The sequence below is a fragment of the Segniliparus sp. genome (assembly GCF_051660745.1).
Lineage (GTDB): Bacteria > Actinomycetota > Actinomycetes > Mycobacteriales > Mycobacteriaceae > Segniliparus.
The window spans coordinates 257,136-275,184 of the sequence record NZ_JBOFQF010000042.1 but is presented as its reverse complement, the minus strand read 5'-3'; the positions used below and the strand labels follow the sequence as shown (position 1 = coordinate 275,184).

The 18,049-nt window shown below is 69.9% G+C and carries 19 protein-coding genes; 7 read left to right on the top strand and 12 right to left on the bottom strand.

Features of this window, described 5'->3' with window-relative positions:
- Window positions 1–4: 4 nt before the first annotated feature.
- Window positions 5–379: a rhodanese-like domain-containing protein gene (locus ACRC20_RS15590; protein ID WP_438687297.1), complete on the bottom strand. Its 375-nt coding sequence runs from the start codon at window positions 377–379 to the stop codon at window positions 5–7.
- A 17-nt stretch (window positions 380–396) separates the two neighbouring features.
- Window positions 397–969, bottom strand: coding sequence for a cysteine dioxygenase (locus tag ACRC20_RS15585; RefSeq protein ID WP_438687296.1), 573 nt, complete (start codon window positions 967–969; stop codon window positions 397–399).
- 173 nt (window positions 970–1,142) lie between these two features.
- Between ACRC20_RS15585 and efeU the strand changes: the two genes are divergently transcribed.
- Window positions 1,143–2,033 (top strand): iron uptake transporter permease EfeU, encoded by an 891-nt coding sequence (efeU, locus tag ACRC20_RS15580; RefSeq protein WP_438687295.1) that lies wholly within the window; start codon window positions 1,143–1,145, stop codon window positions 2,031–2,033.
- Here the strand turns inward: efeU and ACRC20_RS15575 are convergent.
- Entirely contained in the window at window positions 1,940–2,680 is a 741-nt protein-coding gene (locus ACRC20_RS15575) for a glucose 1-dehydrogenase (RefSeq protein WP_438687294.1), read from the bottom strand. The genes efeU and ACRC20_RS15575 overlap by 94 nt on opposite strands.
- Window positions 2,681–2,791: 111 nt before the next feature.
- On the opposite strand from ACRC20_RS15575, the gene efeO reads away from it, so the two are divergent.
- Genes efeO through ACRC20_RS15560 form a run of 3 tightly spaced genes read left to right on the top strand, consistent with a single transcriptional unit; the run spans window position 2,792 to window position 5,624 of the window.
- On the top strand, window positions 2,792–3,949 hold the full coding sequence (gene efeO, locus ACRC20_RS15570; protein WP_438687293.1) for an iron uptake system protein EfeO: 1,158 nt from the start codon (window positions 2,792–2,794) through the stop codon (window positions 3,947–3,949).
- The gene (efeB, locus tag ACRC20_RS15565) at window positions 3,946–5,235 is read left to right on the top strand and encodes an iron uptake transporter deferrochelatase/peroxidase subunit (protein ID WP_438687292.1); all 1,290 of its coding nucleotides are present in this window, start codon (window positions 3,946–3,948) and stop codon (window positions 5,233–5,235) included. Before efeO ends, efeB begins: the two co-directional genes overlap by 4 nt.
- A complete protein-coding gene (locus ACRC20_RS15560) occupies window positions 5,235–5,624 on the top strand; it encodes a GNAT family N-acetyltransferase (protein WP_438687291.1) in 390 nt (129 codons plus the stop codon). Before efeB ends, ACRC20_RS15560 begins: the two co-directional genes overlap by 1 nt.
- 34 nt (window positions 5,625–5,658) lie before the next feature.
- Here the strand turns inward: ACRC20_RS15560 and ACRC20_RS15555 are convergent, their stop codons facing one another.
- The 4 genes from ACRC20_RS15555 to ACRC20_RS15540 form a co-directional block, all read right to left on the bottom strand.
- Complete coding sequence (locus ACRC20_RS15555; RefSeq protein WP_438687290.1) at window positions 5,659–7,458, bottom strand: acetyl/propionyl/methylcrotonyl-CoA carboxylase subunit alpha; 1,800 nt, start codon at window positions 7,456–7,458, stop codon at window positions 5,659–5,661.
- An 84-nt stretch (window positions 7,459–7,542) separates the two neighbouring features.
- Window positions 7,543–8,436 (bottom strand): sulfurtransferase, encoded by an 894-nt coding sequence (locus tag ACRC20_RS15550; protein WP_438687289.1) that lies wholly within the window; start codon window positions 8,434–8,436, stop codon window positions 7,543–7,545.
- Window positions 8,437–8,563: 127 nt separating this feature from the next.
- A complete protein-coding gene (locus ACRC20_RS15545) occupies window positions 8,564–9,235 on the bottom strand; it encodes a Maf family protein (protein ID WP_438687288.1) in 672 nt (223 codons plus the stop codon).
- A gap of 66 nt (window positions 9,236–9,301) precedes the next feature.
- Window positions 9,302–9,574: an acyl-CoA carboxylase subunit epsilon gene (locus tag ACRC20_RS15540; RefSeq protein WP_438687287.1), complete on the bottom strand. Its 273-nt coding sequence runs from the start codon at window positions 9,572–9,574 to the stop codon at window positions 9,302–9,304.
- A 275-nt stretch (window positions 9,575–9,849) separates the two neighbouring features.
- Between ACRC20_RS15540 and ACRC20_RS15535 the strand changes: the two genes are divergently transcribed.
- Entirely contained in the window at window positions 9,850–10,647 is a 798-nt protein-coding gene (locus ACRC20_RS15535) for a rhomboid-like protein (RefSeq protein ID WP_438687286.1), read from the top strand.
- On the opposite strand, the gene ACRC20_RS15530 is transcribed toward ACRC20_RS15535, so the two are convergent.
- The 3 genes from ACRC20_RS15530 to ACRC20_RS15520 are packed head-to-tail and all read right to left on the bottom strand — an operon-like array spanning window position 10,644 to window position 13,289.
- A complete protein-coding gene (locus ACRC20_RS15530; RefSeq protein ID WP_438687285.1) occupies window positions 10,644–11,171 on the bottom strand; it encodes a PaaI family thioesterase in 528 nt (175 codons plus the stop codon). The genes ACRC20_RS15535 and ACRC20_RS15530 overlap by 4 nt on opposite strands.
- 52 nt (window positions 11,172–11,223) lie before the next feature.
- Complete coding sequence (locus ACRC20_RS15525) at window positions 11,224–11,742, bottom strand: tat pathway signal sequence (RefSeq protein WP_438687284.1); 519 nt, start codon at window positions 11,740–11,742, stop codon at window positions 11,224–11,226.
- The gene (locus tag ACRC20_RS15520; RefSeq protein ID WP_438687283.1) at window positions 11,739–13,289 is read right to left on the bottom strand and encodes a CYTH and CHAD domain-containing protein; all 1,551 of its coding nucleotides are present in this window, start codon (window positions 13,287–13,289) and stop codon (window positions 11,739–11,741) included. Before ACRC20_RS15520 ends, ACRC20_RS15525 begins: the two co-directional genes overlap by 4 nt.
- A gap of 151 nt (window positions 13,290–13,440) precedes the next feature.
- On the opposite strand from ACRC20_RS15520, the gene ACRC20_RS15515 reads away from it, so the two are divergent.
- The gene (locus ACRC20_RS15515) at window positions 13,441–14,295 is read left to right on the top strand and encodes an oxygenase MpaB family protein (RefSeq protein WP_438687282.1); all 855 of its coding nucleotides are present in this window, start codon (window positions 13,441–13,443) and stop codon (window positions 14,293–14,295) included.
- Window positions 14,296–14,310: 15 nt separating this feature from the next.
- On the opposite strand, the gene pip is transcribed toward ACRC20_RS15515, so the two are convergent.
- Both pip and panB read right to left on the bottom strand, forming a co-directional pair.
- On the bottom strand, window positions 14,311–15,264 hold the full coding sequence (pip, locus tag ACRC20_RS15510) for a prolyl aminopeptidase (RefSeq protein WP_438687281.1): 954 nt from the start codon (window positions 15,262–15,264) through the stop codon (window positions 14,311–14,313).
- 153 nt (window positions 15,265–15,417) lie between these two features.
- On the bottom strand, window positions 15,418–16,245 hold the full coding sequence (gene panB, locus ACRC20_RS15505) for a 3-methyl-2-oxobutanoate hydroxymethyltransferase (RefSeq protein ID WP_438687280.1): 828 nt from the start codon (window positions 16,243–16,245) through the stop codon (window positions 15,418–15,420).
- A 191-nt stretch (window positions 16,246–16,436) separates the two neighbouring features.
- On the opposite strand from panB, the gene ACRC20_RS15500 reads away from it, so the two are divergent.
- Window positions 16,437–18,035 (top strand): alpha/beta hydrolase, encoded by a 1,599-nt coding sequence (locus ACRC20_RS15500; RefSeq protein ID WP_438687279.1) that lies wholly within the window; start codon window positions 16,437–16,439, stop codon window positions 18,033–18,035.
- The last annotated feature ends 14 nt before the right edge of the window (window positions 18,036–18,049 follow it).

The following is an 18,049-nucleotide window of genomic DNA, read 5'->3' as shown; positions in this document are numbered from 1 at the left end:
CGCCTTACAGGGGGAAGCCGCTCTTCTTCAGCGCCCAGTACCCGCCGACCACGTCGGTCGCCTTCCAGAGGCCGAGGTCCTGCAGGCTCGCCGCGGCGAGGCTGGAGGTGTAGCCCTCGGAGCAGAGGACCACCCACTCCACGTCGTGGTCCGCCGCCTGCTCGATCCGCGCCTCGCTGGCCGGGTCGGCGCGCCACTCCAGCACGTTGCGCTCGATCACCAGCGCCTGCGGCACCTCGCCCTCTCGGGCGCGCTGCGCGGCGGGGCGGATGTCCACCAGGACCGCTCCGCGGGCCAGCGCGGCTGGGACCTCGTCGGCTTCGAGCCGGTTCAGCCGGGACCTGGCCTCGGCAAGGACTTCGTCGATAGTCCGTCTCACGACATGGACAGTAGCCGTCACCGCCGTGGACGTTCCGGGATGTCGGTGAGCTCGGCGCGGACCCGGCGCAGGGACTGGCGCTCGGTCACCTCGTAGTAGCTCATCACCGTCAGGGGCGGCGAGTACGCGTGCACGGACAGCGCCGGGGCCGCGAACCCGGGGGCGGTCGCGTCGACAGCCAGGCTGGACGTCCCCGACTCGGCCCAGGTCACGTCGTGGACCCAGCCCAGCGGGAAGGCGGCCTGCGCCCCCGGTCCCAGACGGCGCTCGCGCAGCTTGCTGCCCGTCCAACGCCATTCCGCGAGCGCCCCGTCCACGACGGTGAGCGCGCCGAGCGATCCGCCGTGGTCGTGCAGCTCGGTGGTCCGGTCGGGGATCCAGCTGATCGCCCAGACGTCCAGGTCGTCGTCCGCGAACAACTGCCTGCACCACCGGTCGTCGGTCGGCCACCCTCCCGCAGGGGGCAGCAAATGCGACCAGGCGCCGTCCTTGAGCTGGTCGGCCACGTCAGAGGTGATGCGAAGAAGATCGGCGGTGCTCAGCCGCGTCGGCAGCGAGTGCTGCCGGGGCAAGAGCGATGGGGTCGACACGAGAGGGGCTCCTTGGTGAATCGTCGATGAGCGGGCGGGGTCGGGCAGGGTTAGCGAACAAACCCCGGACAACACCGCAAGCTCACCCGAAGGGCGCCAAGACTCATGGCCGCAGTATGCCAGAAATCCGCAGGCCTGTTACTCAGGTATGCCTACCCTGATATGCTCGGCGCATGCTTTTCGCCAATGCGCTGATCGGGTTGCGCGAAGGCCTCGAGGCCTCCATCGTCGTCACGATTCTCTGCGCCTTCCTGGTGAAATCCGATCTCAAGCACTATGTGAAATGGGTTTGGGCCGGGGTGGCCGCCGCACTTGCGATCACGGTGACCGTTTTCCTCGTCATCACCTACGGGTCCTCCACGCTGTCCAGCCTCGGCCAGGAGCTCGTCGGCGGGATCGCCTCCCTGGTCGCGGTCGTGGTCGTGACCACGATGGTGCTCTGGATGCGGACTGCGGCGGCTTCGCTCTCCGGGGACTTGAAGGCGGCGCTGAGCAAGGCCGCCGCGCTCGGCCCCGCCGCCGTGGTGCTCATGTCCGGGCTCGCGGTCGGGCGCGAGGGGATCGAGACCGCGCTTTTGGTCTTCGACACGACGCAAGGGGACGTGGGCTCGCTGTACGGGCTGCTCGGCGGGGCTGCCGTCGCCGTGGCGCTCGCGGTCGCCATGTACTACGGCGCGCTCAGGATCAACCTGGGCGCATTCTTCAAGGCCACCGGCGTCCTCTTGGTCTTCGTCGCGGCGGGCGTGCTCCGGTACGGGGTCAACGATCTGCAGGAGGCGGGCGCGCTGCCGGGGCGCGACCGGCTCGCGTTCGACGTCTCGGGGGCGGTCGACCCCAACACCTGGCCCGCGAAGATCGTCGAGGGCATGTTCAACCTCGTGCCGAACCCGACGCTGCTGTCCGCGATCGCCTGGCTCGTCTACGTCCTGGTCGTGCTGGCGGTGTTCCTGCGGCCCCAGCCGAGCGGCGTTCAGCCTGCGGGCAAGGGGAAGCCCGCGAGCATCCCGCCGTCCACGACGAACTCCGAGCCGGTGGAGTACGAGGACTCGTCGCTCGCCAGATAGACGACGAGGGCCGACACCTCGGCGGGCTCGGCGGCCCTGCGCAGCGGGATGCGGTCCGGGGAAGCCTGCAGGTCGGCGGTCATCGGGGTCAAGATGTGGCCGGGGTGCACCGAGTTCACCCGGATCCTGTGCTGGGCGAGCTCCAGCGCCGTCGACTTGGTGAGCCCGCGCAGACCGAACTTCGACGCGACGTATGCGTGGGTGAAGGGCGACCCTTGCAGGCCCAGCACGGACGAGACGTTGACGATGGAGCCGCCGCCCGCCTCGATCATCGCGGGGGCGGCGGCCTGGATCCCGAGGAGCGCGCCGGTCAGGTTCACGTCGAGGGTCTTGCGCCACACGTCGAGGTCGAGGTCGAGGACGGATCCCGCGTTGGCGATCCCGGCGTTGTTCACCAACACGTGCAGCGCGCCGAACCTGTCCTTCGCGAGATCGACAGCCGCCCGCCAGTCCTCCGGCGAGGCGACGTCGAGCCCGAGGTGCGCGGCGGCCTCGCCGAGCTCCGCAGACACCGCCGCCAGCTCGGGCAGCGCGATGTCGCCGAGCACCGCCTTGCCGCCCTCCGCGACGACGGCGCGGGCGTGCGCGGCGCCCATGCCGCGCGCGGCGCCGGAGATCAAAACGACTTTCCCGGCAAGTCTCGGCATGCTCTGCTCCCAACGCTCGGCCACGGCCAGCCTACTCCGGGTTCCCGATAGCGTTTCCACGCCTCGGGCCTGCTAATATCAGGCAAGGCTTCGCTAAGAAGAAAGGCTCTGATGACGCGTATTGTCCCTGTGTTCCTGGGCGCCGCCTGCCTGCTCGCGGCAGGGGCGCTCGTCTCCGGCTGCGAGGCGAAGGTCAAACCCGGCCAAGCGGTCGGCGATATCGACGTCACGGCCACCGACGAGGCCTGCCTGCTCTCGCAGACCAAGGCCGGCACCGGCAACGTCGTCTTCCGCGTCGCCAACAAGGGCAGCAAAGTCACCGAGTTCTACGTGTACGCGACAGGCGACCGGGTCGTTGGCGAGGTGGAGAACATCGGGCCGGGAGTGACCCGCACGCTCATCGTCCCCCTCGACGAGCCCGGCTCGTACCAGACCTCGTGCCGCCCCGGGATGATCGGCCAGGGCGTCCGGGGCGCCTTCGCCGTCACGGGCGCGTCCGTGGCGCGCCAGGACCCGAAGGGCCTGCTCGCCAAGGCGGCGGCGGAGTACAAGCAGTACGTCCTCGCCCAGCTCGACGCGTTCGAGCAGGCCACGACCGAGCTCGCCGCGAAAGTCAAGGCGGGCGACGTCGCGGGGGCCAAGGCGCAGTACCCGGTCGCCCGCGTCTACTACGAGCGGATCGAGCCGGTCGCCGAGACCTTCCAAGACCCGCAGCACAACCTCGACCTCGCCATCGACATGCGGATCGACGACGCGGCGGGCGGCGTCCCGTTCGTCGGCTACCACCGCCTCGAACAAGACCTCTGGGAAGGCCTCAAGCCGGACTCCGGCCAGATCGCGGACCAGCTCGTCGCCTCCGTCGGCGAGCTCGTGGCCAAGATTGAAGAGCCTGGGTTCGAGTTCGCCCCGCTCGACATCGCGCACGGGGCGCAGGGCCTGTTGGACGAGATCGCCGCGACGAAGGTCTCCGGCGAGGAGGACCGGTACTCGCACACCGACCTGTGGGACTTCCAGGCCAACATCGAAGGCTCCCAGCACGCCATCGCCGCGCTGCGGCCCGTCCTGGACGAGCGCAAGCCCGACCTCGGCCCGCAGATCGACGCGGCGTTCGCGGTCGTGCAGAAGGAGCTCGACGCGCTGCGCTCCGGCGACGGGTTCGTGCTCTACAACGAGCAGAGCGTCCCGCCGCAGAAGCGCAAGGCGTTCTCCGACTCGATCGACGCGCTCTCCGCGAAGGTGAGCCAGGTCCAAGGGATCGTGTCGAGTTGAGCGAGAAGTCCGGGCTCTCCCGCCGCAGCCTCTTCGCGGCAGGCGGCGCGGGCGCCGCCGCCGTGGCGGGCGCCGCCGCGGGCTTCGCGCTCGCGCCAGACCGCTCGGCCCCGCAGTCGGACCGCGAGGGCACGGTCCCGTTCCGAGGACCCCACCAGGCCGGGATCACCACCCCGCAGCAAGACCAGCTCCATTTCGCCGCGCTCGACCTGACGACGACCTCGCGCGACGAGCTCGTGGGGCTCCTCAAGCGCTGGACCGCGATGGCCGAGCGGATGACCCAGGGCGGCGAGACCGTGCCGGGCGGGGCGATGGCGGGGAACCCGCTCTCGCCGCCGGAGGACACCGGCGAGGCCTTCGACCTCGCCCCCGCGCGGCTCACGATCACCATCGGCTTCGGCCCGCGCCTGTTCGGCGCGGGCGCCGGAGACCTGCGCGGCGGGGGGAGCGGCTCCGACCCGTTCGGGCTCGCGAAACACCGGCCCGCCGCGCTCGCCGACCTGCCCGCCTTCCCGGGGGACGCGCTCGCCCCGGAACGCTCCGGCGGCGACATCATGCTGCAGGCTTGCGCGAACGACCCGCAGGTGGCGGTGCACGCCGTGCGCAACCTCGTGCGGGCGGGCATGGGCACAGTCGCCGTGCGCTGGTCCCAGCTGGGCTTCGGGCGCACCTCCTCCACCTCCACCAGCCAGGTGACGCCGAGGAACCTCTTCGGCTTCAAGGACGGCACCAACAACATCAAGGCCGAAGAGCCCGGCGCGCTTGACCAGCATGTCTGGGTGGCCAAAGGGGACGGGCCGGATTGGCTCGCGGGCGGCTCGTACCTCGTCGCGCGGCGGATCCGGATGACGATCGAACGGTGGGACCGCGACACCCTGCAAGACCAGGAGCAGACCATCGGCCGGTCCAAGCAGTCGGGAGCTCCGCTGTCCGGCGGCGGCGAGTTCGAGCCGCTCGACCTCGACGCGAAGTTCGGCACGGGCCCAGCGATCCCGCTCGGCGCGCATGTGCGTCTCGCCTCGCATCAGAACCTGAACGGGGTGCGGATTTTGCGCCGGGGTTACAATTTCACGGACGGCTCCGATGGCAACGGCCACTTGGACGCCGGATTGTTCTTCCTGGCTTTTTGCCGGGACCCTGGGAAGCAGTTCGTGCCGATGCAAACAACACTCGCCAAGAGCGACGCGCTCAACGAATACATCAAACACACCGGATCCGCGTTGTTCGCCTGCCCTCCGGGAGCCGGCCAAGGCGAGTACTGGGGCCAGGCGCTTTTCGAGTCCTGATGGAGGAGTTGGGGTACGGGGTTCAGGTGGTCCAGCGGCTCTTGCCGGACCAGTGGCAGATCCTGCGCAAGCTGCGGCTGGTCGGGCTCGCGGAGGTGCTCGGGGAGGACCACGACGATTATCTGGTGGAACTCGCCTTCGACGAGGGCGCCTGGCGTTCGATGATCGCGGCGGCCCCCCAGTTCGTCGCCAACGTGCGCAGCGTCCCCGCCGGGTTCGCCAGCCTCCTGTTGGAGCCCGATCGCGAGGTCGAGGTGTCGTTCCTGTGGGTGGACCCGGACTATCGCGGGGCCGGAGTCGCGAAAGGGCTCATGGTCGCGGTCGCGGACTGGGTCGACCGGGGCGGGTACCGGGCAGGGAAGACGTTGACCACGAACCGGGTGGAGTGACGAGGCTCTCGTCATGCGACAGTGAGCCGGGAGCCTAGCTCGCGGCTTCGGCCAGGTCGGCCAGTTCCACGATCACCGCGCCGGGGGAGACAGTGGTCCCGGTCTCGACGTGGAGCTTCGTGATGACGCCGGACTTGTGGGCGCTGATCGGGTTCTCCATCTTCATGGCTTCGAGGACCGCGATGAGCTCGCCGGACTCCACGGTCTGGCCGAGCTCGACGGCGACTTTCACCACGGTGCCGCGCATGGGGGCGGTGATGCTGTTGCCCGACTGCCCAGAGGAGCTCGCGATCTTGTGCCGGGGCTTGGGCTTGCGCCGGATGACGCCGGTGTTGTTGGCGGCGGTGAAGAGCTCCTCGGGAAGCAGCACTTCCAGACGGCGCCCGCCGACCTCGACCACGACGCCCCGCGTGCCCGGGCCTTCCTCGTCGTGATGCTCGACATGGTCGGTGGACGGGGCGACGGTGTTGTTCCACTCGGTCTCGATCCACCGGGTGTGCACGCCGAACTTGCTCCCGTCGCCGATGAAGGCGGGGTCGCGCACCACGAGGCGGTGGAACGGGATGACGGTCGCGAGGCCCTCGATGACGAACTCGTCCAGCGCGCGGCGCGCCCTGGCCAGCGCCTCGTCCCGGTCGCGGCCGGTGACGATGAGCTTCGCGAGCATGGAGTCGAACTGTCCGCCGACGACCGATCCGGCCTCGACGCCGGAGTCGAGGCGCACGCCGGGGCCGTTGGGCTGGCGGTATGCGGTGATCTTGCCGGTGTTCGGCAGGAAGCCGGTGCCCGCGTCCTCGCTGTTGATGCGGAACTCGAAGCTGTGCCCGTGCGGCGCGGGGTCCTCGGAGATGGACAAGCTCGCGCCCGAGGCGATGCGGAACTGTTCAAGGACGAGGTCGATCCCGGTGGTCTCCTCGGTGACCGGGTGCTCCACCTGCAGGCGGGTGTTCACCTCGAGGAACGAGACGAGCCCGTCCTCGCCGACCAAGTACTCGACCGTGCCCGCGCCGTGGTAGCCCGCCTCGCGGGCGATGGCCTTCGCGGAGGAGTGGATGCTCTCGCGCTGCGCGTCGGTGAGGAACGGCGCGGGGGCCTCCTCGACCAGCTTCTGGAAGCGCCGCTGCAGGGTGCAGTCGCGGGTCCCGACGACGACCACGTTGCCGTGTGTGTCGGCGACGATTTGCGCCTCGACGTGGCGGGGACGGTCGAGGTAGCGCTCGACGAAACACTCGCCCCTGCCGAACGCGGAGGTCGCCTCGCGGGTCGCGGAGTCGAAGAGCTCGGGGATCTCCTCGAAGGACCGGGCCACCTTCATGCCTCGGCCGCCGCCGCCGAACGCGGCCTTGATGGCCACCGGCACGCCGTGCTCGCGGGCGAAGGCCAGCACCTCGTCGGAGTTCGCCACCGGCTTGTCCGTGCCGGGCACCAGGGGCGCGCCGACCTTGAGCGCGATCTGCCGGGCGGTCACCTTGTCGCCGAGGTCGCGGATCGCCTGCGGCGAGGGCCCGATCCAGACCAGGCCCGCGTCGATGACGGCCTGGGCGAAGTCCGCGTTCTCCGAGAGGAAGCCGTAGCCGGGGTGGATCGCCTTGGCCCCGGAGCGCTTCGCGATGTCGAGGATCTTGTCGATCACCAGGTAGCTCTCCAGCGCGGTCTTGCCGCCGAGGGCGAACGCCTCGTCGGCGAGCCGCACGAACGGGGCGTTCGCGTCCGGCTCGGCGTAGACCGCAATGCTGCGCAGGCCCGCGTCCTGGGCCGCGCGGATCACCCGAATAGCGATCTCGCCCCGGTTGGCGACGAGAACGGAATCAAACGCTGTGGTGATATTTGGCATTGCGACCTCCTGTTGTCTGCAGTTTAGCTGTGGGTTTCGTATGACGCGCGATGTGGGGACGGGGCGGTTTCGGGTCGGCTCTCGTTATGACCCTGGCGCCGCTCCGGGCTCTTCCCCGGTGGTGACCGGGGCGCCGATGGCGTTGCCCCATTCGCTCCATCCGCCGTCGTAGTTGCGCACGTTCGGCAGGCCCAACAAGAACTTCAGCACGAACCACGTGTGCGCCGACCGTTCGCCGATCTGGCAGTACGTCACCACTTTGGCCCGCTTGCCCTCGCTGAGGCCGGGGAAAGCTTCCGCGATCTCCGAGGCGGGCAGGAAATGTCCGCTCGGGGCGATTGCGCTCGTCCACGGAATGTTGACGGACGAGGGGATGTGGCCCGCCCGCGCCGAACGCTCGACGGGGTATTCGGGGACCGGCCTGCGCGGCCCGGCGTATTCCTCGGGGCTTCGGACGTCGAGGATCGTCGAGCTGCCGAGGGAGCGGGCCAGCGGCTCGCGGAAGACCCGGTTGGTCTCGTCGTCGCGCTTGATCAACGGGTAGTCCGCTTGGACGAGCCGGGGGAAGTCGAGGGTGGTCTCCCTGCCTTCGGCGAGCCATGCGGCGCGTCCGCCGTCGAGCAGCCGCACGTCGGGATGGCCGAAGAGCGTGAGGATCCATGCGAGGTGCGCCGCCCAGCGGTTCTGCTTGTCCCCGTAGACCACGATGGTGTGGTTGCGGCCGACGCCCTTGCTGTTCAGCAGGGCGGCGAGCCGGGCAGGGTCGAGCACGTCGTGCGTGCCGAATCCGGAGAGCTCCGAGCGCCAGTCAACCTTGGCCGCGGTCGGAATGTGCCCGGCGTCGTAGAGCAAGCTGTCTTCGTTCGCCTCGAGGAGCCGGAGCTGCCGATGGCCGAGATTGGCGGACAGCCACTCGGTGCTGACGATCCGCTCCGGTGCGGCGTAGCCTGCGGAGGCAGAAGCGGGGTCGACTTGCACGGCTTCGGGTCACATCCTTCGTTCTTATCCGAGTGGGCCTGAGAAGAGTACCCGGTTTCTAAGGAAACGGTAAAGTCCACACGCTCCGACACGGTATGAGGGCATACCAACGATGCGAAAAAGTGACCTATGCGGCGCCTGGCGGGGTTCCCGAGGCCCGCCAGAGCGCTGCGACGCCGAGCCCGACGTCCGCGAGCAGTTTGCGCAGCACCGGCAGTCCCAGCCCGATCACGGTGGACGGATCCCCCTCGATGCGCTCGATGAACCAGCTGCCCCGGCCTTCGAGGGTGAACGCCCCGGCCACCTCCAACGGCTCCCCGGTGGCCAGATAGGCCCTGGCGTCCTCGCTGGTGAGGTCGCCGAACCGGATGTCGGCCCGCCCGACCTCGTGCGCGCGCGCGACGATCTGCCCGTCCGCGATGCGCAGGAGGCAATGCCCGGTCAACAGGGTTCCGACTCGGCCGGACATCTTTTGCCACCGCTCCCACGCGACTTCGGGAAGATGCGGTTTGCCGTGCAGCTCGCCGTCGAGGAGGAAGGCCGAGTCTGCGGCGATAATCACAGTGTCCGTCGCGAGTTCCGAGAGCAGTCGCTCGGCGACCGCTTCGGCCTTGGCCTCGGCCAAGGCCGCAACGACTTCGCCGGGGGCCGCCTCGGGGCCGAGCCCGGCGGCGACGGCCTCCTCGTCGACATCGGAGACGACGATGTCGGGCTCGACTCCGGCCGCGAGCAAGAGGGCCTTGCGGGAAGGGGATCCGGAAGCGAGGACGACGCGCAGCTGGGTCGGGGAATCCGGCATAGGCGGCAACGTATCAGATCGAAGCGCGTGCGGCAGGGTCTCTGCGAATGCGCCAGGTTTCGCGCGTCACGCGCCGCGCCACGCGGGCGGGGTCTCCTGCATGAACGACTGCGGCAGGCCGCCGGGGACGAAGGACAGCTGCTTGTCGCCCGCGCGCCACAAGTCGCGCGGGTGCCTGCGGGTGTCGCGCTCCCAGAGGCGCTTGGCCCAGAGCTCGGCGAGAACGGCGGACAGCGCGGCGACTTCTTCGTCGGTGGGGTTGCCCTTGACGACTGTGAAGTCGATGGGGCCACGGCCGTGCGCTTCTGGCGTGTGGGGAACGGCGATGGAGGCTGTCATGTCGCAATAGTAATCCCTGGGCAGAGGTTATTTCGTTACCCTCATGGAACTCTCATGAAACTTTCACGAAGTTCGTAGAACCTCCTGGAAACCTGAAAACGCAGGTCTTGGCGGCCCTCCGGCGTGTCGGCGGGCTCTGCCCGGTGTGTCGGCGATCTGCCGCTCCGGCCCCGCGTGCCGCGTTTCACAACGCTCACACGCCGTCCTCGGGGAATTTTCCAGCAGGCAGGCGTGTTTGCAAAAACGCCGCCGTCCGTCCCGATGAGGAGCCCGCTATGCCTTTTTCGCAAGCGACGGCCCCCTTGCGATGGGCCGCCCGGTTCCCGGTGACGCTTTGCTATGTCCTCGGGCTGGTCGCCGTCGCCCTGTTGCAGCGGGGGCTCTCCACCCCTGGCGAAGAGCAGCTGGTCTCCAGCGCGAGCACGAATCTGCGCAACCTCGCGGACGGCAGGGTCCAGACGCTTTTGGAGAGCGCTTTCGTCACTGAGGAGGACCCGAGCAGGCTGTGGCTCTGGCTGCCGGGGCTCGCCTGCCTGCTGGCGCTGGGGGAATTGCTGTGGCGCTCGCGCAGGCTCGCGGGGACGATCGTGCTCGGGCATGTCGGCGGGACGGCGGTCGTCGCGGTCGGGCTCGTCGTGGCATTGCGGCTGGGCTGGGTGGAGAGCTCTGTGGTGGACGACGACGACGTCGGTGTGAGCTATGCGGCGATGGGCGTGATCGGGGCGCTGGTCGGGGCTTTCCCCCGACGGGTCCGCCCCGCGTGGGCGGCATGGTGGCTCGTGGTCGCGGCGGCGTTCGCATGGTTCAACCAGGATTTCACCAGCGTCGGGCACCTCGTCTCCCTCGGCCTGGGGCTGGTGGCCGGGGCATGGCTCGCCAGGGGCGGCGCAGCACAGGGGCGCAGGCTGCGCTGGACCCCGGTGCCGCTCGGCCTCGCGGCGGGCGCGTTCGCGTTCGGGGTCGGCGTCCTCGTGGACGAGTTCGACGGCCAAGCGGCGACCGCGTTGCTGCTGGGGGCCGCTGCGGCGGCGCTCGCGGCGGGGGCTTCGGCCCCGTCGCGGCGGCCCGGCTAAGGCCTGATGATCAAGAGGCTGCTCGACGCGCTCGCGACGACCTTGTCGTCTTGGTTGCGCACCTCGCCCTCCGCGAAGCTCACGCGCGAGCCCGGTTTGACGACCCAGCCCTTGGCGACGAGCACATCCCCGGTCCGGACCGGGCGCAAGTAGCTGACTTTGAGCTCGATGGAGGTGTAGCCGACCCCGGCCGGGAGCGTCGTGTGCACGGCGCAGCCGCACACCGAGTCCAGCAGGGTGCAGACCAGTCCGCCGTGCACGACGCCGATCGGGTTGTACGCGGAATCGTCCGGCGCGCATCGGAAGACGACCTCTCCCTCGGCGAAGGACTCGTACTCCATGCCGAACAACGCGCCGATCGGCGGGCCGGGGACCTTGCCGTCCTGCATCGCGGCGAAGTACTCCAGGCCCGACATCGTGAGCCCGGCCATCGCGGTCGGCAACGGGTCGTGCCACGTCACGGTCTTCGAGCGGGCGGGCCCCCACGAGTCCGGGGTGGCCTGTTGCGACAGATATTCAACCATATGGTTGAGGGTATAACATTGTTCGCTGCCGTGCTCGCCCGGACCGCTGCGCTCAGCGGGGAAGCTTCGGGCGCTTGGTCCGGGGCCGTGGGGCGAACCCGCCGTTGCGCGCGTAATAGACCGCGGGCATCACCACGAGCGGGGCAGCCGCGATCAGCCAGTTCGTCGAGGCCAGCGGCCGGTGCTCGGCGGCGAGCCAGGCGAGCGGCCCGCCGAGCGCGATGAGCGCCGAGACGGCGAACACCGCGCCTTGCGCCAGGCGGCGTTTGCTGAGCAGCCACGCGCCGAGCGCGATCCCGGCGAGCACGGCGTTGACCGCACGCAGGAACGGGATGAAGACGCTCGCGACCGAGAGCGCCTCGGCGGCCCGGGTGAACTGGGGCTCCAGCTTGTCGTAACGTTCGAGGACCCGGATCCGGGCGATCAGCCCAAGGGCCAAGGGGCCGACGCTCAACACGGCGCCGACGAGGTACGCCGGGAAGCCCCACCACCCCCACAGCTCGTAGCCGTCCGGGCCGAACAGGGCCAGCACGAACGACAGCGCGGCGAAAAACAGGTTGAGCCGGATCATTCCGCAGATCCTATGCCGGCCCACGCCGCGCGGACGGCGCTGATCGCGGCGGGGTACGCGGCTTCGCTCTTGCGCGCCCTGGCCCGTTCGCTCGCGATCAGCTGGTCCACCCCGTGCTGGAACTCGGCGTTGCCGCCCTGCTCCGCCCTTGCGCGCAGCCAATCGCGCAGCACGACCGCGTCCTGGTGCCCGCCGAGCAGCTCCTGGAGCTGTTTGACCGGCGCGGCCCAGGCGAACGACGGCCCGGACGGGGTGCTGCTCGCCTCGCTCGCGAGATCGCCGACGTACCGCAGCCCTTTGGCGCGTTTGCGCACCTCGTGCAGGCCTTCCTCGCGCTCGGCGTGGTCGGTCGCCTCCGCCAGCGCCTCGTCCGCGGCGAACAGCCTGGCGGCTGCGCCCGCGACGGCTTCGGACAACGCGGCTTCGGCAGGGGCCTTCCGGCTGCCCTTGCGGACTGGCGGCTCGGCGACGTACGCGTCCAGGGCGTCGAGCAGGCGGAAGTAGCGGCGCGAATCGAGCGCCGCCAGCACTTCGTTGTGCGCCAGCCGGTACGCCTCGCGCTCCTCCGCCGCGAGCGCCGTGGCGGCATGCGCCGCCGCCCCGCGCGGCGGCGCATGCTTTTTGGCGGCGGCCAACGACTCGAAGCGCTCGGCGCGCACCTCCGCGTCGCGGGCCGTGCCGAGCTCGCTCGCGAGCCAGCGCAGCTCGTCGGACACGTGCTTGGTCTGCCCCTTGCGCAGAACGGGGCCGAAGGCCTGGAGCAGGCTGCGGAGCGTCCGCGTGGTCACCCGGAGCTGGTGCACCGAGTCGTGCTCGTCCGTCCGGACGGGGAAGTCCTGCGCGCACAGCCGGTCCCGCATCGGTTTGAGCCGGACGGCGAGGAACGCGCCGACGGACGGAGGCTTGCGCCCAGGGCCCGCCGCCTTGGCGGGCGGCGCCGAGCGCCCCAATGCGCGGGCGACTTTCGACGACGAGGCGCTCGGGAGCGCGCCGTACCGCAGGACGAGCTCGTCGACGCGTCGGACGCGCGCGGGATCGGGGTCGTCGACGAGCTCGAACTCCCATTCCCGCCAGACCGTGGTCGCGCCGCCCTCGTGCCCCGCTCCGATGAGGTCGGTCGCGGTGACGAGGTCGTCGCAGAAGGTTCCGGCTCCGGGGACCTCGGTCTCCTCGCGCAGCGTCACCAGGCGCGCGATCGGCACGAGCTCGCGGCTTCTCGTCCAGGCCCGCAGCCGGTCCGCCAGCTCGTCCGGCATCCGGGCGGGGTCGGGCGGCCGGTCGGGGTCGCAGCCCTCGGCCCTCGCTTGCAGCTCGATCCGGCCCGCGCTCGCCGGGAGCTTGAGGTGCCAGCCCTCCTCGGCCTCCCCGGAGCGCCAGCGCAACGTGATTTTCTCCGCGAGGAGGCGCAAGTCCGGGGTGTCGAAGTACACCGCCCGCAGGATCGAGCCGACCGGGTCGCCCGCGCCGAGGCCTTCCCACTGCGGGGTGTCGGCGGAGAGGTCCGCGTCGTATTTGGACTCTCTTTCCAGGTGCTCGGCGACAGGCATGCCTTCAGTTGTACGCGGATTTGCGGGTTTGCGGTAGCCCTTCGCCCGCTCGGGCGGAGGCGCGGCCCACCGTCCCGGAAAGAGACCCGCCTCACAGCGATATGTTAGGGTTGTAGAGGTTATTAACATTCGTTCTGTCGAAGGAGGGGCGGTGTCTGATTCTGGATCGGCGGGGCCCAAACGGGCGCGCCTAGTGGACATGGTGTCGCTGCTGGGCATGGGGCTGCAAGTGTCGAATGTGATCATGCAGTTGTCGAATCCCGCTGTCGGCCACGCGGTGCACGAGAGCCGCGTGCCCAGCGGCAGCGCGCTCAAACGCCCGCTCAAGCGGGCGCGGACCACCGGCTACCACCTCGCGGTCGCCGCCGTCGGCGAGCAGCGCGACCGAGACGTCCTGCACGAGGAGCTGTGGAAGGTGCACGCGAAGGTGTACTCGACGGCGGAGAGCCCCGTGCGGTACAGCGGGAACAGCAAGACGCTGCAGCTGTGGGTCGCCGCGTGCCTGTACCGGTATTTCCTCGACCAGCACGACCTGCTCTACGGCCCGATGCCGCCCGAGCGGGCGGAGGAGGTCTATCGCGAGGCCGCGGTCCTCGGCACGATCCTCAACGTCACCCCGGACATGTGGCCCGCGACCAGGGCGGCGTACGAGGAGTACTGGAACAGCCAGCTCGACGGGTTGCGCATCGACGAGCCCGTGCGCCGCGACCTGCTCTCGCTCGCCGATTTGAGCTTCCTCGTCCGGCCATGGGGGCTCGCGGGCCGCATCCTGCACAAACTGCTCGGCGGCTCGTACAAGTTCATGACCGCAGCCGGGCTGCCGGAGCCGTTCCGCCAGATGATGGGCTTCACGTGGACCGAGCGCCACCAGCGGCGGTTCGACCGGCTCTGCGCGGTGGTGCGCGTGGTCGACCGGTTCGTGCCGCGCTGGTTCTTCGAGGCCCTCGCCAAGGCCCCGGTCCTCGAGCTGCGGGCCCGCAGACGCCTCGGCGCGCCTATTTTTTGACTGGGCCGACAGGGGCTAGCGGGCGAAGGAGTCGGTGGCTTCGACCAAGTGGTGCGTGTTCTCCGCCTCGAAAGCGGCGTGTCCGGCGCGGGGGGAGATGAAGAGCTCGGACTCGGGCCAGCGCTCGTGCAGCTCCCAGGCGCTCGCGACCGGGCAGATCACGTCGTAGCGGCCGTGGACGATCGCGGCGGGGATGTGCCGGATCTTGTCCACGTCGTCGAGCAGCTGGTTCTCGCGCAGGAACGCGTTGTTGCGGAAGTACCAGTTCTCGATCCGGGCGAAGGCGAGCGCCGTGCGCGGGTCCTTGACGCGGTCGTCCGGGTCCGAGACCAGGCCGACCGTGCGGTCCTCCCAGCCGGTCCACGCGAAGGCGGAGGCTTCGGCCGCGGCCTGGTCGGGGCCGAACAGGAGCGCGGCGTGCTCCTCGATGAGATCGCCGCCCCGACGGCCTGCCGGGATCGGCGCGATGTACTGCTCCCAGAGGTCGGGGAAGATCCGGCTCGCCCCGCCCGGGTTGTAGAACCAGTGCAATTCCTGCGGGCGGCACAGGAAGATCCCCCGGAGCACGAGCTCGCTCACCCGCTCGGGATGGGTCTGCGCGTAGGCGAGGGCGAGCGTGGAGCCCCACGAGCCGCCGAAGACGAGCCAGCGGTCGAAACCCGCGTGCTCGCGGAGCTTCTCGACGTCCTCGACGAGTTTCCACGTGGTGTTGCGCGAGAGGTCAGGGCTCTCGCCCGCATGCGGCGTGGAACGCCCGCAGCCACGCTGGTCGAAGAGCAGCACGTTGTAGCGCTCCGGGTCGAAGAACCGCCGCTGCCGTGGGTTGATCCCCCCGCCGGGGCCGCCGTGCAGGAAGACGGCAGGCTTGCCCTCGGGGTTGCCGATCTGCTCCCAGTAGATCCGCTGTCCGTCGCCGACGTCGAGGAAGCCGGAGGCGAAGGGTTCGATTTCCGGGTAGAGGCTGCGCATGCTCTCAGGGTAGAGCGGGCGGGGCGGCGCCCTCGGCGGCGGGCCGGACGAGGACGGAGTCGGCGGGGTCGAACTTCTTCACCGCGCGGCGGTACTCGGCCATGTAGCCGGGCCAGTTGGCGACGATGCGCCCGGTGTTGGCGTGTCTGGTGCTCAGTAGGCGTGCTCGGGGGCGGGGAACGCCCCGTGCTCCACGTCGCGGGCGTAGTCGCGGGCGGCTTGGCCGAGGTCTTTGCCGAGCTCGGCGAAGCGGCGGACGAACTTCGCCGTGCGCCCAGTGGTCATTCCCGCCATGTCCTGCCAGACCAGCACCTGCGCGTCGCAGTCCCGTCCGGCCCCGATCCCGACCGTCGGGATGGTGAGCTTGGCGGTGATCTGCGCGGCGACCTCGGCGGGCACCATCTCCATGACCACGGCGAACGCCCCGGCCTCGGCGACCGCGATCGCGTCGTGGACCAGGGTCTCGGCGTCGTCGCCCCGGCCTTGCACCCGGAACCCGGAGAGGCTGTTCACCCGTTGCGGGGTGAACCCGATGTGGGCCATCACCGGAATCCCGGCGCGGCTGAGCAGGGCGATGTGCTCGGCGTAGTCCTCGCCGCCTTCGAGCTTCACCGCGCCCGCGCCCGCCTTCATGAACTTGGCCGCGGTCTCGAAGGCCTGGGCCGGGCTCGCCTCGTAGCTGCCGAACGGCAGGTCCGCGACGACGAGCGCGTGCTCGGCGCCCCGGACGACGCCGCGCACCAGCGGGAGCAGCTCCTCGACCGCCACTGGCACCGTGGTGTCGTAGCCGTAGACGAGGTTGGCCGCCGAGTCGCCGACGAGCAGCACGGGGATTGCGGCCTCGTCGAAGATCGACGCGGTGGTGTAGTCGTAGGCGGTGAGCATGGACCACTTGCGGCCCTCGTGCTTCATCTCCTGCAAATGCTTGACCCGCACGCGGGTGCGGACCTCGGTCGCGTACGGCGTGGCAGAAACTGACATATGGAAACTCCGACCTTTCATTCCTCGAGGCCCGCCGCGCGGGTCCCCGGGTTGGTTCTTTGGCCGCTCGCCAGTCTACCGCGAGGCGGGGCGCTGCGGCAACCGTTCCGGAGTTCTCGGAGCCACAACTCGGTCACGAACGAAGGCGGGCCGTGCGCAATTATCAGGAAGACGTGGCAGGATGGCATCTTGTGAGAGACGAGTTATCTGTTGTGGCGTGGGGTGGCGAGCTGGCCCGCAAGGCGAAGCGCAACCGGCTGCGGGCGTTGGCCGCTGTTTCGGCTGCTGCTGCTGTGGGAGCGGGCCTGTCGTTGGTCTCGGCCCCGATGTCCGCATCGGCCCCGGACGTGCCGGAGGTGCTGCGGCCGTTCTACGACCAGCAGATCGCCTGGGGCTCCTGCCAGGGCTACGTGGCCGACTTCAAGCCGAGCCCGAGGACCGAGTGCGCCATGGTGAAGGTGCCGGTGGACTACCAGAACCCGAAGGGCGAGGCGGCGCAGGTCGCCGTGTACCGGATCAAGGCCTCGGGCCAGAAGATCGGCTCGCTGCTCTTCAACCCCGGCGGGCCCGGCGGCTCCGGGGTCGAGTTCGTCGCGGGCTCGGCGCCCGCGCTCCTGGGCAAGGAAATCGCCCAGCGCTTCGACCTGGTCGGTTTCGACCCGAGGGGGATCGGGCATTCGACCCCGTCGGTGCATTGCCTGAGCGACAAGGAGCAGGACGCGCTGCGCGCCCTCAACGACAACGACTACAGCCCCGCGGGCATCGCCCGCCAGGAGGGCCGCAACCGGGACTACGCGCAGAAATGCGCCCAGCGCACCGGCGCGAACTTCCTCGCCCACGTGAACTCGATGGACGTGGCGCGCGACCTGGACGTGCTGCGCCAGTCGCTCGGCGACGAGAAGCTGAACTACGTCGGCTACTCCTACGGCACCCGCATCGGGACCGACTACGCGGCGCTCTTCCCCACGCATGTGCGGGCGTTGGTCCTCGACGGGGCGCTCGACCCGAAGGAAAGCCCGGTGGACAAGATCGTCAAGCAGGCGAAAGGCTTCGAGGACGCGTTCCGCATCTTCGCCGCCGACTGCGCGACGCAGGAGAACTGCGCGCTGGGGAACGATCCCGCGCAGGCCGACGTGAAGTTCCGCAGCCTCGTCCTGCCGCTGATCGAGCACCCGCTCAACACGCGCGACGGGCGTGGCCTCGGGTACTCGGACGCGGTGCTCGGCACCATCCAGGCGCTGTACTCCAAGCAGCTCTGGACCGCGCTGCGCGAGGGGCTCATCGAGGTCAAGGCGGGGTCGGGCAACATTTTGCAGCTGCTCTCCGACTTGTACATGGACCGGGACGCGAAGACTGGGCGCTACAGCAACGAGCAGGACGCGAACGCGGCCGTGCGATGCGTGGACGACCCGCCGATCGCGGACCGGGCCGTCGTGGACCAAATGGACGTGCAGGGCCGTGAGGCCGCCCCGTTCGAGGACGACGAGCGCGGCACCGGGCACGCGGCCCTCGACCCGTGCGCGTTCTGGCCGGTCAGGCCCACGGTCGCGCCCGCGCTCACCGGACTGCCCGCCGGATTGCCCAAGGTCGTGGTGGTCTCCACCACCAACGACCCGGCCACCCCGTACCAGGCGGGCGTCGAGCTGGCCAAGCAGCTCGGAGCCTCGCTCGTCACGTACAACGGCACCCAGCACACGGTCTCCCTCCAGGGCGAGAGCCAGTGCGTCGACGGCGCGGTGCAGCGGTACCTGGTGGACCTTGTGCCGCCCGCCGACGGTTTGACGTGCTGACCTCACAATTCGGC